General features: G+C 65.3%; 17 protein-coding genes. 8 read left to right on the plus strand and 9 right to left on the minus strand.

From position 1 onward, the window contains the following. The first annotated feature begins 25 nt into the window (after positions 1-25). A complete protein-coding gene (locus D3876_RS07280) occupies positions 26-724 on the plus strand; it encodes a 2OG-Fe(II) oxygenase (protein WP_119760717.1) in 699 nt (232 codons plus the stop codon). Positions 725-808: 84 nt separating this feature from the next. After that, a complete protein-coding gene (locus tag D3876_RS07285) occupies positions 809-1,549 on the plus strand; it encodes a hypothetical protein (protein ID WP_147417604.1) in 741 nt (246 codons plus the stop codon). Here D3876_RS07285 and D3876_RS07290 read toward each other — a convergent pair whose 3' ends face one another. Further along, entirely contained in the window at positions 1,550-2,824 is a 1,275-nt protein-coding gene (locus D3876_RS07290) for an MFS transporter (protein ID WP_119760720.1), read from the minus strand. Between the two features lie 139 nt (positions 2,825-2,963). Between D3876_RS07290 and D3876_RS07295 the strand changes: the two genes are divergently transcribed. Beyond that, complete coding sequence (locus tag D3876_RS07295; RefSeq protein ID WP_119761150.1) at positions 2,964-3,503, plus strand: hypothetical protein; 540 nt, start codon at positions 2,964-2,966, stop codon at positions 3,501-3,503. 280 nt (positions 3,504-3,783) lie between these two features. Here D3876_RS07295 and D3876_RS07300 read toward each other — a convergent pair whose 3' ends face one another. The 3 genes from D3876_RS07300 to D3876_RS07310 all read right to left on the minus strand — a co-directional run bounded on the left by D3876_RS07300 (position 3,784) and on the right by D3876_RS07310 (position 5,671). Next, positions 3,784-4,407, minus strand: a complete 624-nt coding sequence (locus tag D3876_RS07300; protein ID WP_147417605.1) for a hypothetical protein — start codon at positions 4,405-4,407, stop codon at positions 3,784-3,786. After that, the gene (locus D3876_RS07305; RefSeq protein WP_119760724.1) at positions 4,404-5,099 is read right to left on the minus strand and encodes a hypothetical protein; all 696 of its coding nucleotides are present in this window, start codon (positions 5,097-5,099) and stop codon (positions 4,404-4,406) included. The genes D3876_RS07300 and D3876_RS07305 overlap by 4 nt, the downstream gene beginning before the upstream one ends. 110 nt (positions 5,100-5,209) lie before the next feature. Beyond that, the gene (locus D3876_RS07310) at positions 5,210-5,671 is read right to left on the minus strand and encodes a DUF2721 domain-containing protein (protein WP_119760726.1); all 462 of its coding nucleotides are present in this window, start codon (positions 5,669-5,671) and stop codon (positions 5,210-5,212) included. A 79-nt stretch (positions 5,672-5,750) separates the two neighbouring features. Here D3876_RS07310 and D3876_RS07315 point away from each other — a divergent pair, with 79 nt between their 5' ends. Both D3876_RS07315 and murA read left to right on the plus strand, forming a co-directional pair. Continuing rightward, positions 5,751-6,848, plus strand: a complete 1,098-nt coding sequence (locus tag D3876_RS07315) for a GNAT family N-acetyltransferase (RefSeq protein ID WP_238475274.1) — start codon at positions 5,751-5,753, stop codon at positions 6,846-6,848. A gap of 191 nt (positions 6,849-7,039) precedes the next feature. Next, positions 7,040-8,323 carry a UDP-N-acetylglucosamine 1-carboxyvinyltransferase gene (murA, locus tag D3876_RS07320; protein ID WP_119760728.1) on the plus strand — a complete coding sequence of 428 codons (1,284 nt, stop codon included), beginning with the start codon at positions 7,040-7,042 and terminating at the stop codon, positions 8,321-8,323. 160 nt (positions 8,324-8,483) lie between these two features. On the opposite strand, the gene D3876_RS07325 is transcribed toward murA, so the two are convergent. The 4 genes from D3876_RS07325 to D3876_RS07340 are packed head-to-tail and all read right to left on the minus strand — an operon-like array spanning position 8,484 to position 11,025. Beyond that, the gene (locus D3876_RS07325; protein ID WP_119760730.1) at positions 8,484-9,620 is read right to left on the minus strand and encodes a GNAT family N-acetyltransferase; all 1,137 of its coding nucleotides are present in this window, start codon (positions 9,618-9,620) and stop codon (positions 8,484-8,486) included. A 20-nt stretch (positions 9,621-9,640) separates the two neighbouring features. Next, positions 9,641-10,105 carry a RidA family protein gene (locus D3876_RS07330; RefSeq protein WP_119760731.1) on the minus strand — a complete coding sequence of 155 codons (465 nt, stop codon included), beginning with the start codon at positions 10,103-10,105 and terminating at the stop codon, positions 9,641-9,643. 27 nt (positions 10,106-10,132) lie between these two features. Next, entirely contained in the window at positions 10,133-10,756 is a 624-nt protein-coding gene (locus D3876_RS07335) for an HAD family hydrolase (RefSeq protein ID WP_119760733.1), read from the minus strand. Continuing rightward, positions 10,753-11,025, minus strand: coding sequence for a DUF3572 domain-containing protein (locus D3876_RS07340; RefSeq protein WP_119760735.1), 273 nt, complete (start codon positions 11,023-11,025; stop codon positions 10,753-10,755). The genes D3876_RS07335 and D3876_RS07340 overlap by 4 nt, the downstream gene beginning before the upstream one ends. 38 nt (positions 11,026-11,063) lie before the next feature. On the opposite strand from D3876_RS07340, the gene D3876_RS07345 reads away from it, so the two are divergent. Further along, positions 11,064-11,426: a response regulator gene (locus tag D3876_RS07345; RefSeq protein ID WP_119760736.1), complete on the plus strand. Its 363-nt coding sequence runs from the start codon at positions 11,064-11,066 to the stop codon at positions 11,424-11,426. A 100-nt stretch (positions 11,427-11,526) separates the two neighbouring features. Here D3876_RS07345 and rpmG read toward each other — a convergent pair whose 3' ends face one another. Further along, entirely contained in the window at positions 11,527-11,694 is a 168-nt protein-coding gene (gene rpmG, locus D3876_RS07350) for a 50S ribosomal protein L33 (protein ID WP_119760738.1), read from the minus strand. A gap of 153 nt (positions 11,695-11,847) precedes the next feature. On the opposite strand from rpmG, the gene D3876_RS07355 reads away from it, so the two are divergent. Continuing rightward, on the plus strand, positions 11,848-12,183 hold the full coding sequence (locus D3876_RS07355) for an ArsR/SmtB family transcription factor (RefSeq protein WP_119760740.1): 336 nt from the start codon (positions 11,848-11,850) through the stop codon (positions 12,181-12,183). After that, positions 12,180-12,617 carry an SRPBCC family protein gene (locus D3876_RS07360; protein WP_220475421.1) on the plus strand — a complete coding sequence of 146 codons (438 nt, stop codon included), beginning with the start codon at positions 12,180-12,182 and terminating at the stop codon, positions 12,615-12,617. Before D3876_RS07355 ends, D3876_RS07360 begins: the two co-directional genes overlap by 4 nt. The last annotated feature ends 6 nt before the right edge of the window (positions 12,618-12,623 follow it).

A 12,623-nucleotide genomic window follows, 5' to 3' on the forward strand; every position in this document is an offset into this window, starting at 1 on the left:
GACCGCCTTTTGTCATGGATGGCGGATGACACACGGCGGATCCCTTATCGACTGGGCCCAAAAGGCAGCAGAACTTGACACCCATGGCTGCGCGCTGCTGCCCGGTCTGCTGGACGCGGCCGCCTGCGTTGCCGCCCGCGCGCTATGGTCGGAAGGCAGCTTCCGCTCGGAGGTCAACATGGCGCGGCACGGCTACGGGCGCGGGGTCTATCGCTATTTGGCCTATCCGCTGCCCGATCCAATCGCAGAGCTTCGCGCCGGGCTCTATCCGCCGCTCGCCCGCATCGCCAATCGCTGGGCGGCGATCCTCGGGACGGGCGTGGACTATCCGGACGAGCACGCCGCCTTTCGCGAACGCTGCCGCGCCGCGGGGCAGGTGCGGCCGACCCCGCTCATTCTGCGCTATGGCGCGGGGGACTGGAATGCGCTCCATCAGGACCTCTATGGCGAGCATGTCTTCCCGCTTCAGGTCGCGATCCTGCTCTCGGCGCCGCAGGCGGATTTCACCGGCGGCGAGTTCGTGCTGACCGAGCAGCGCCCGCGCATGCAGTCGCGCCCCGAGGTCGTGCCACTGTCGCAGGGCGATGCCGTGGTCTTCCCCGTGCGCGAGCGGCCGGTGCAGGGCAGCCGCGGCTGGCACCGTGTCCAGATGCGCCATGGGGTGAGCCGGCTGCGTTCGGGCGAGCGCTTCACGCTGGGCATCATTTTCCACGATGCGCTCTGACGCTTTCTTGCAATCCTTCGGTCATGGGAATCGGCTATAAGCCACACGCTGTAGCGTCGCGTCCGTCGCACGAGGAGCGATCCGATGGCTACCCGAACCGCATCTTCGCCGCGCGTGCTGAGCGATCGTCGCTTCTTTACCGGAATGGCGATCGCGATGGCGGTCACCGCCTTTATCGGCTTCGCGCCAACCTATTATCTCGCCGGGCTGAACGACGCGCCCACGCCTCTGCTTACGCCGCGCCTTCACCTGCATGGCGCGCTGTGCACCGCGTGGATGCTGCTGCTCGTCGCACAGACCGGGCTGATCGCAGCGGGCCGCGCAGACATTCACCGGCTGACCGGCATGGCGGGTGTCGCGCTTGGCGCCGCGATCTTCGTTTCGGGCATTTTCACCGCGATCCATAGCGAGCGCCGCGTGCACACCGACCTGAATGCCGGCACGCTCGCCGATCCCTATGTCTTCCTGATCTTCCCCTTCGCGGCGGTCGGCATGTTTGCGCTGTTTGGGGCAATCGGCGTCGCGAACCGCCATCGTCCCGGTGTCCACAAGCGGCTGATGTTGCTGGCCACGATGAGCCTGCTCGGTCCTGCGCTCGCGCGGATCGTCACCCAGCTTCACCTCCCGGTGACCAATGCCATCGGCGCGCTGGTGCTGATCAACCTGTTCCTCGCAGCACTGGTGGCCTACGATCTTGCGACGCGCGGCCGGCTGCATCCCGCCACGCTCTGGGGTGGCGGCTTTCTCCTTATCTCCGAGCCGCTCAGGGTCGCGATCGGCTATAGCGAACCGTGGCGCGCCATTGCTCGCGCGGTGATGGGCTGATCAGTCCTCGTAGATCAGGCTCGTGCGCTTGGTTTCGGGCAGCATCAGGAAGGCCGCGGTCGCGACGCCGATGATGATCGTGACATACCAGTAGAACGCACTCTCCACTCCCGCGCCCTTGAACCACAGGGCGACATATTCGGCTGTGCCGCCGAACAGCGTGTTGCCCACCGCATAGGGCAGCGCAACGCCCAGTGTGCGGATATGCGCGGGAAAGAGCTCGGCCTTCACCAACGCGCTGATCGAGGTGTAGGCGGCGAGGATGAGGAGCGGGATCAGCACCAGTCCGAATGCCGCGATCGGCGTCTTCACCACCGCGAGCGCCGAGAAGACGGGCACCGAGATGATCATGCCGCCAATGCCGAAGAAGAGGAGAGAAGGCTTCCTCCCGAAGCGGTCCGCTATGTGTCCCCAGACGGGCTGGGCGAGCATGAACACCACCAGCGCCGCGGTCATCACCACCGTTGCGGTCTGCCGGTCGAAGCCGCTGGTGTTGACGAGGAACTTCTGGAGATAGGTCGTGTAAGCGTAGAAGGCGAGGCTGCCGCCCGCGGTGATCGCGGCGACCAGCACGAACTCGCGCGGATGGTCGCGCCACAGGTTGGTGGCCGAGGATTGCCGCCGGTCGGGCTTCATCGCTTCGAACGACGCGGTCTCGGCGAGCTTGCGGCGGAGGATGTAGACGCCGAGCGCCAGCACCGCGCCGATCGCAAAGGGTATGCGCCAGCCCCATGCCTCAAGCTGCGCCTCGCTCAGGAAGATCTGGAGGATCAGCACGACGCCCAGCGCGACAAGCTGCCCCGCGATCAGCGTGACATATTGGAAGCTCGACCAGAAGCCGCGCCGTTCACGTGTCGCCATTTCGGACAGATAGGTCGCGCTGGCGCCATATTCGCCGCCGACGCTCAACCCCTGCAACATGCGTGCGATAACGAGGATCGCGGGCGCGAGTGTCCCGGCAGTAGCGTAAGTGGGTGCCACCGCGATGAGCAGCGAGCCTGCGCACATCAGCCCCACCGAAACCGCAAGCCCCGCCTTGCGGCCATGGCGGTCGCCATAGATGCCCATGATCCACGCGCCGATCGGCCGCATCAGGAACCCCACCGCAAAGATCGCGGCGGTGCTCAGAAGCTGTGCAGTGGGATCGCCCTTGGGAAAGAAGACGGGTGCGAAATAGATGGCGAGCGCGGCATAGGCGTACCAGTCATACCATTCGACCAGATTGCCTGCCGAACCGCCGACGATCGACTTCAGGCGCTTCGCGTCGATGGACATGCTTCCCCCCATTGTTTGGAAGGGCTTATGCGGCAGCGTCCGGCGACGGGCAAGCGCGGGGCTGCGACGGGCGCGGCTTGTGTCGGTGACGATGATCCCTATGCTTGCGCGCGATTTCGGCTTGTTGGCGAGGGGTGGCATGCGTCGTTCGGTACTCGGTCCGGTTCTGGGTCTTCTGATGCTGCCCGCGGCGTGCGTCGCGCCCAAGGCTCCGCCGCCGGCGCCGCCTCCGGCCCCCGTCGCTCCGCCGCCCGCTCCGCCACCCGCGCCGCTTTCAAGCGACTGGCGTGACTGGCCGGTGACGGGGGGAGACTGGAGCTATCGACCCGGGGCTGGAGGATCGTCCGCGACCTTCGGCCGTCTCGGTGCGACGCCTGAGCTTTCGGTGCAGTGTGACCGCGCGACGCGACGTATCACGCTCGCGCGCGCCGGCGTGCTCGTGCCGGGCAAGAGCGCACGGTTGACGCTGCGCGCAACCGAGGGCGCGACGACCTATGCCGTCTCTGATGCGGGCGGTGCGCCCCCGCGCGTTGCCGCGACTGTCGCCGCGTCGGATCCTTTTCTTGACAAGATCGCGTTCAGCCGCGGGCGCGTGCTCGTCCAGCTCGACGGGGCACAAGATATAGTGGTGCCGAACTGGGCGGAATTTGCGCGCGTTGTGGAGGATTGCCGCGGCTGAGGCCGACTTGGCACGAAAGCGAATGATTGCCCGAAAAAAATAAATTTACAAGTCTTGTGTCGCGACTCGGGATGATTCACACATGATGCGTGCCCACGGGTACGAGAGCTTCAACATAGCGAAAGGAGGTGATCCGATGTCTCATGGTTCAGCAATGAGGTCGGTTCAGTCCGTTCGGGAGACGCGCCGCTAATAGCGCGATCATGGTCTCCCGGGCTGGAACTTCCGGCCGCTGACCATGTCAGGGGGTTGCCGGGCCGCATGGCCCGGCAACCTCTTTTCATTTTTGCGGGTTTTCGAGCGACGCCAGCTTTGTACGTGCGTCGTCGATCAGCGCGATGCCCGCCTCGCGGCTCACTATGCCGATGAAGCGCGCGAGATTGCTGCAAAATGCGCCGATGGAGCCCGATCGCTCGATATTGGCGGCAACCGGCAATTCACGGGTCGCACCATCCTCGCCGACATAGGCGATGGTCCCAGCCAGCCTGACCCGCGCTATGCAGGTTTCGTCGAATTCTTCGAGCTGCACGCACCGGTTGAGCGAACTGGCGCGATTCAACCGAAGCGTCACGACACCTGCGGTGCCGGCATCGGAGAGCGCGCCGTCGCGATCCCATGCCGTCAGCAGCGGCTTCAGCATCTGGCCGACCGGATTCTCGATCTTCCACGCCGAACACCCCATCCCGGCGGATATCGCGACATGATCGGTCGCGGGATCGGCGACGAAGGCGAGATCCATGTCGCCACGTGCGGGCGCGGGCGACATGGGCCCATCAAGCTGGTCCTTGGCCACCTTTTCTAGCGTCGCTGCGTCGATCTGATAGTCGACGGTGCGCGCCTCGGCCACGCCGCAGCCGAGCGCAAGGGCGGCAAGTGCCGCCCTTGCCAACACCCGACCGGTCACCGCGTACCCGTGGTTGCTGCGCCCTCGGCTGCGGCGCGTTCCTTTGCTTCCTTCTCGCGCTGCTTCTGCCGCGCCTTCAGGTCTTTCTTTGTGCTGCCCGCCAGAATGCGCGCGCTTTCAAGGCTGAATTCCTCGGCCAGCTTCTCGCGCACGCCGCCACCGCGCATCAGCATGCCGCCCCAGCCGCTATGGCTGTTTATGACATCGACATAGAAGGAACCCAGGCTCGCATTGGTCGCCGGATCGACAACCTCGACGATACCCGCAAGCTGATCCGCGCTCGGCGCGAGCAGGATCGCCATCGCCGCGTTCGCGGTCTTGAGCGTGTCGATCGTGACGACGAGCTTGATCGGCTGGCCGCCCTTCAGGCCCCATTCGCGCGTGACGTCTTCCATCACCAGCGGGAACATCTTCTGGAAGGGCAGCGTGGCATATTCGTCTTCGCCCGGACGGGCAGCGAACTGCGTGTCGAGGGCGACGGGCTGCAGCCTTGCTTCAGCGCGCTTCTCCGCGGCCTTCGCCTCGAACTTGGCAAATTTTTCCTGCGCGAGCGGGCTGATCGAAACCTCGACCGCGACGACATGATTGTTGTTGACGATTGCCGCGGGCAGCGGTTCGACGACCCGACGCTGCTTGGCGTCGGCGGGCAAGGCGATCGCGGCGAGCGCGAGCGCAACTATGGTTTTCAGCATTGATTCCCCCAGTATTCATCGCGCGCGAAACGGCGCGATGTCAGCGATTAAGGCCTTGATGCCAGGCGTTCGTCAAGTCCGTGCAGCAGGTACCGCGGCAGCGCTCCGGCTCATTTTTCGCCGCGTTCGAGCAGTTCCTCGCGGATGCGAAAGGCGTGGATCGCGACGCGCGTCTCAATCAGGAACAGGATCAGTCCCGCCACGAACAGCAGCATCGCGAGGATGAAGGCGATCGCGACGATATTGCCGATGTTGAGGTGAGTCAGCTCGGCGACGAACAGCACGGCGACGACGAGCGAGATCGCGATCGCGCTCGAGACGATCAGGAAGATCGCGGCGTTGACCAGCATCATTCGCCGGTCGAGCAGGCGGAGTTCCCAGACATGGCGTTCGTGCTCGACGCCGGTGCTCTGCGGATACAGGATTTCGAGCTGGCGCGATCGATCGATCACGCGCGAGAGCCGCGAGGCGAGCAGGTTGAGGATCGCGCCGATCCCCGCGAGCAGGAAGACGGGCGCGACGGAAAGCTGGATTGCCTGCGCAATGGTGGTGACGGCGGGTGCGACTTCCATGTGCCGAAAAGACGCGACGAGGGCGCTCGGGTCAAGAGGCTCACGGCTTGGTAACCCGCCAGGGCTAAAGACGACGGCCATGAACAGGCCGGTCATGCCCGAAGCCCTTGCGGGGGCGGCGCCTTATCCCGTGGCGGAACGCACGCGCGGTCTTGCGCCCACGATCGACGCCGTGGCCCGCGTCGCGCCCAACACGCATCGCTTCCTGCGGCGCGGCTGGTTCGCCGCGTCGCTCGCGCGCTATGGCGGCGATGACGAAGCGTCCACTATCAGCGTCGTGCGCGCCTGCGACGGCGCAGCGCTCGCGCTCCCGCTGGCGCCGATCGGCCCGCGCTGGCTGCGCGCTGCGGCTGTTCCCGGCTGCTATTGGCCCTTTCGCAGCTTTCCGCTCGCCAGCGACGCCCGCGACGACGAACTCGCCGCCGCGCTCACGCTGCTCGCGGCGGACACGCGCCTGCTGCGCATCGGTCCGGTCTATGCCGACGATCCCGCCGCGGCGCGGCTGCGCAGTGTCGCCGAGGCCGCTGGCTGGCGCGTGCTCTCGCGCCACATCGCGACGAGCTATCTGCTCGATATCGAGGCGGCGCGCGGGGAAGGTGCCTGGCCGCGCAATTCGACGCTCCGGAAGAACCGCTTTCATGAAAAGCACCTTGGCGAGCACGGCGCGCTCGAATGGCGCTTCGTCAGCGGCGCGGACTGGACGCCGGAGATCTTCGACGATCTCGCCGTGATCGAGGAGAAAAGCTGGATCGCCGAACGCACCGACGGCGCGGACGCGAAGTTCACGCGTGCGGGCCATGGCGGTTTCTGGCGCGCCGCCACGGAGGACCCTGAGCTGGCCGAGGCGATGTGGGCCGCGATCCTCTATGTCGACGGCCGGCCGGCCGCCTTCTCGTTCGATCTCAATCAGGGCCGCACCAAATACGCGATCGCCAACAGCTATGACCCCGTCTTTGCGAAGCATAGCCCCGGCAAGCTGCTTTATTATCGCAACCTCATGCGCGGCATCGAGGACGGGCTGACGCGGGTTGACTGGGGTGCGGGCGACAGCGGCTACAAGCGCGTGATCGGGGCGGAGCAGGGCCCCGAGATCGTCGACCTGCTGTTCGCGGCGCCCGGCCTTCCCGCGGTGCTCGCGCAGGTGTTCGGCGGCATTTGGAGGCGCAGCGGCAATTAGGCGGTCTGGCGCCCCCGCCCCGCGTCATGCTGAACTTGTTTCAGCATCCATGAACACAGGCATCGAAGAAATCCCGTGGAATTCCGTGTTCATGGATCCCGGATCAAGTCCGGGATGACGACAAGGACATACGTCAACGCGCGCTCCCTCTCGAACTTGCGAAAGCGTGACGAAATAGTAGAAGCCCGGAGATGGACAGCATCATCATCCGCGGCGGCAATCGCCTTTCCGGCAAGCTCCCCATTTCGGGCGCAAAGAACTCCGCGCTGACGCTCATGCCTTGCGCATTGCTCACCGACGAGCCGTTGACGCTGCGCAATCTTCCCCGCCTCGCGGATGTCGACGGTTTCGGCCATCTGCTCAATCAGTTGGGCGTCTCGACGATGATTGAGGGCGCACGACCCGAGGATTTCGGCCGCGTGATGACGATGCGCGCGGGCCGGGTCACGTCGACCGTCGCGCCCTATGACATTGTTCGCAAGATGCGCGCCTCGATCCTCGTGCTCGGGCCGCTCGTCGCGCGCGCGGGAGAGGCGACCGTGTCGCTGCCCGGCGGCTGCGCGATCGGCAACCGCCCGATCGACCTGCATCTGAAGGCGCTCGAGGCGATCGGCGCGGAGATCGAGCTGGCCGCGGGCTATGTGAAGGCCACCGCGCCCGGCGGCCGCCTTTCCGGCGGTAACTACACATTCCCCGTCGTCTCGGTCGGCGCGACCGAAAATGTCGTGATGGCCGCGGTGCTCGCGAAGGGCACGACGCGCCTCGAAAACGCTGCGCGCGAGCCCGAGATCGTCGATCTCTGCAATTGCCTGCTCGCGATGGGCGCGCGCATCGACGGCATCGGCACGGAGACGCTGATCATCGAGGGAGTCGAACGCCTTCACGGCGCGACCTATCAGGTCATGCCCGATCGTATCGAGGCGGGCAGCTATGCCTGCGCCGCTGCGATCACGGGCGGATCGGTGGAACTGGTCGGGGCGCGCGCCGAGGATATGGGCGCCACGCTGGCTGCGCTGCGCCACGCGGGCGTCACTGTCGAAGAAAAGCGCGACTCCATCCATGTTTCGGCCGATGGCAAGCTGCGTCCGCTGACGCTCTCCACCGCGCCCTTTCCCGGCTTCGCCACCGACATGCAGGCGCAGTTCATGGCGATGCTTGCAATCGCCGACGGCGCGAGCCTGCTCACCGAGACGATTTTCGAGAACCGCTACATGCACGTTCCCGAGCTCGCGCGCATGGGCGCCGATATCGAGGTGCGCGGCCGTGCGGCGGTGGTGCGCGGGGTAGACAAGCTCAACGGCGCGCCGGTGATGGCGACCGATCTGCGCGCCTCTATGAGCCTGATCATCGCGGGGCTCGCCGCCGAGGGCGAGACGCAGGTCAACCGCGTCTATCACCTCGACCGCGGCTATGAACGGCTGGAGGAAAAGCTGCAGGCGGTCGGTGCCGATATCGAGCGCGTCAGCGCGGGGTGAGCCTGGGGCGCACGCACGATCATTTTGGCTTCATCCGCTCATCCTGAGGAGAGGCTGAGCCTGGCGAAGCCTCGTCTCGAAGGACTGGCTCGAGATCGTCCTTCGAGACGCCGTTTCGGCTTCGCTCAACGGCTCCTCAGGATGAGCGGATTATTCTGCCCTATCGGTCGCGCCTGAACGGCCCCATTTCGGTAAGCACCGCGATATCGCGCGCCACGGCCTGCCGTTCGCGCTGCAGAAAATCGGCAATCGCCGCGCGAAAGCCCTTGTCCGCGATATAATGCGCCGAGAAGGTCGGCATCGGCTCATAACCGCGTGCGAGTTTATGTTCGCCCTGCGCACCCGCCTCGACCCTAGAAAGCCCGCGCGCGATCGCGGCGTCGATGGCCTGATAATAGCACAGCTCGAAATGGAGGAAGGGCACCTCCTCGACGCAGCCCCAGTAGCGGCCGTAGAGCGCGTCGGCGCCGATGATGTTGAGCGCGCCCGCGATCGGTCGCCCGTCCCTGAGCGCCATGATCAGCAGAACCTTGTCGGCCATGCGTTCGCTGAGCAGGCTGAAGAATGCGCGCGTCAGATAGGGCCGGCCCCATTTGCGCGATCCGGTGTCCTGATAGAATTCCCAGAACGCGTCCCAATGGTGCTCCTCGATGTCGCCGCCCTGCAGATGCACGATGTCGAGCCCCTGCACCGCTGCGGCGCGCTCCCTGCGCACCGCCTTGCGCTTGCGCGACGCGAGCGCGCCCAGAAAATCGTCGAAGCAACCATAGCCGCGGTTGAGCCAGTGATATTGCGTATCGGCGCGGATCATCCAGCCCGCCGCCTCGAACAGCGGCACCTGATCGGGCGCGATGAAGGTCGCGTGCGCCGAGCTCAACCCGTTCTGCCGCACCACCGTCTCGGCGGCGGCGAGCAACTGGAGCGCGACCTCATCGTCCTGCGTCAGCAGACGTGGGCCCGGTACGGGCGAAAAGGGCACCGCGATCTGCAGCTTGGGGTAATAGCGTCCGCCGGCGCGCTCATAGGCGTCGGCCCAGCCGTGATCGAACACATATTCGCCCTGGCTGTGGCTCTTGGCATAGGCGGGGAGCACGCCCGCCATGCCGCCCGGTCGGTCTATCGCGATCGGGATTGGCTGCCAGCCCGTCTCGCTGGTCGCGCTTCCCGAATCCTCCAGTGCCGACAGGAAGGCGTGACTGACAAAGGGATTGTCGGCGCCCGCGCACGCGTCCCACGCCGCGGCATCGAATGCCGCGACGCCGGACGCCATCCGCGCTACGATATCGCCTTCGCTCATCGCGAGCGAATATAGGTTGACTAAACGGGCTTTACAGCCACGATCGCATCGACCTCGACAACTGCGCCCAGCGGCAGCACGGGCACGCCGACCGCGCTGCGCGCGTGACGGCCATTGTCGCCGAACAGCTTGACCATCAGCTCCGACGCGCCGTTGGCGACCTTGGGCTGGTCGGTGAAGCGCGCGTCGCTGTTGATGAAGACGCCCAGCTTGACGATCCGCTCGACGCGGTCGAGCGAGCCCAGCGCCTTCTCGATCTGCGCCACGAGCATCAGCGCGCAGTTCTGCGCGGCTTCATAGCCATAATCGACATCGCGATCCTCGCCCAGACGACCGGTCATCAACTGTCCGTTTTTGAAGGGAAGCTGCCCCGACACATGCAGCAGCCCGCCCGCCTCTACGGTAGGCACATAGGCCGCGACGGGAGCGGCGGCCGGCGGAAGCTTCAGCCCGAGTTCGGCAAGGATGGAGGTGATGGCGCTCATAGGGTCGTGCTCCGTGTTTGAAGGGATTCAGGAGGAAGCGAGTACGGCGAATTTTTCGGCAATCCACGCCCGCGCCACGCGCCAATCGTCGATCCGTGCATGCGCATGCGTTGCGGCGGGAACATTGGGCGCGAGCGTCGGCTCGGAAATCATGTGCAGTCGCCACACGTCGGGCGTGGTCTCCGCAACCGACTGGTGATGATGCGCAAGGTCGTCGACGAACACCGCCGCGCTGGGCCCATATTGATCGAGCAGCCGAGCGACGGGCGTGCCCTTGCCGCCTTGGTTGGTGACGACGGGATAATCGATGCCGAACTGCCGAAGCTGCTCGACGCGGTGCGTCTGGCGGTGATCCTCAAGATTGGTGAGGATCACCACATCCGCGAACGCGGCGATCGCGGCCAGCGCCTCGCGCGCATGGGGGACGAGCGTCTGGCGGTGCATCTCGGTGTCGAAGAAGCCTCCGAGCAGCGGCCACATCTCGGTGCGCGAAAGATAGCTGCCGTCGATCCGGCGCTTCATCGCGTTGGCGAAATCGCCGCCATCGGCGGTGAAATCGATATCGTGCGCCTCGTCGAGCCAAGCGCGAAAATGGCTGACCATGTGGAGCAGGACTTCGTCGCAATCGGTGATGAGCAGAGGGCGGCTCATGCTTCGAGCCTCGCACGCGCGTCCACAAGGGCCAGCGGCGTCGTTTCGATGTCGCGCGCGCAGGCGAGCAGGTCGGGCTCATGCGCCTCGAGAAAGCCAAGGATCGCGGCGAGCACGCTGCGTTCGCCCGCGCGCTCGCGCAGGTCGTCCGCGGTGAGCCCGGTCAGCGCGAGCAGCCGATCGGCGCGGCCCTCGTCCTGCAGGATCCACACCAGCGCGGCCAGCGCCAGCGACTCGGCGTCTTCGCGATTTGTTTCCAGGGGCTTCATCGCCTACACGTCGTCCGTCGCAGTGAGAAAGGGGCGAAGTGGCAAAAAGGGTGCTCGTTGTCGAGGACAACGAACTCAATCTCAAATTATTCTGCGACCTGCTGCGCGCGCACGGCTATGCGGCCGAGCCCGTGCGCGACGGGCGCGAGGCGGTTGACCGCGCGCGCGCCTTTGCGCCCGACCTCATCATCATGGATATCCAGCTTCCTCATGTCAGCGGTCTCGAACTGATCGAGACGATCAAGGGCGATGACGAACTGAAGGCGATCCCGATCATGGCGGTGACTGCCTATGCCGCCAAGGGCGACGAGGAGCGAATCCGCGCGCTTGGCGCCGAGGCCTATGTGTCGAAGCCGATCTCGGTTCTGAAGTTCGTCGATTCGGTGGGGGCGCTGCTCTGACCTGGATCGTTTCAGGCTCTGACGTGCACAGCAAAAGGCGCGGAGCCCTTGCGGGCGCCACGCCTGAAACCTCCAAGTCAGGAAGGAAGCGCCGGAGCGCTTACTTGATCTTGGCTTCCTTGAACTCGACGTGCTTGCGCGCGACGGGATCGTACTTGCGGAAGCTGAGCTTCTCGGTCTTGGTGCGCGGATTCTTCTTGGTGACGTAGAAGAAGCCGGTGCCTTCCGAACTGACGAGCTTGATCTTGACGGTGGTCGGCTTGGCCATGACCCGAAACCCTTTTTGCGATTCTCAAGAAAAACAAAAGCGGCGTCGCCGCCGCTCGTTCAAGGCCGCGCAATTGCGCCAATGACTACCGATTGTCAACCCCGTTGCCAGCCCCACTTGACTCTTGTGGGCCGCCCGGCATAACTTAACTTCATGGTTAAGTATCAAGGGCCCGAGCTCGATCGCACCTTCGCCGCACTGGCGGACCCCACCCGGCGCGCGCTGCTCATGCAACTCGAATCGGGGGAGGGGCGTTCGGTCAGCGAACTGGCTCGCCCGTTCGCGATATCGCTGCCCGCGGTGATGAAGCATCTCGACGTGTTGTCGGATGCTGGGCTGGTCAGCCGCATCAAGACGGGGCGCACGGTCACCTGCCGGATCGAGGCCGGCCCGATGGAGGAAGCCATGCAGTGGCTCGTCCGATACCAGAAATTCTGGGAGGCGAGCCTCGATCGCCTCGCTGCCCTTGTTGAGGAGTCCGGCGAATGATGCTCGACACACGCCCCAGCCTGACGATTACCCGCCACATCAAGGCGCCGCCCGGCAAGGTCTACGCGGCGTGGACCGATCCCGAAAAGCTGCTGCGCTGGTTTGGCCCCGATTCGAGCCCTACGCTCAGCGCCGAGATCGATCTGCGTCCCGGCGGCAAATATGGCATCCGTTTCCGCACCGCCGACGGCGAGGAGCATTTCGTCCATGGCGAATATGTCGAGCTGCTCGAAAATGAGCGCCTCGTCTTCACCTGGAAATGGATCACCTTTCCCGAGCGCGAATCGCTAGTGACCGTGGAGCTCAGGGCAATGGGCGGCGGCACCGAACTCACACTCATCCACGGGAAGCTGTTCGATGAGCAGGTGCGCGACAGTCATTATGAAGGCTGGAGCGGATGTCTCGACAAGCTCGAGGCGTTGCTCGCCGCCTGAAACAGG

Source organism: Sphingomonas cavernae, from assembly GCF_003590775.1.
Lineage (GTDB): Bacteria > Pseudomonadota > Alphaproteobacteria > Sphingomonadales > Sphingomonadaceae > Sphingobium_A > Sphingobium_A cavernae.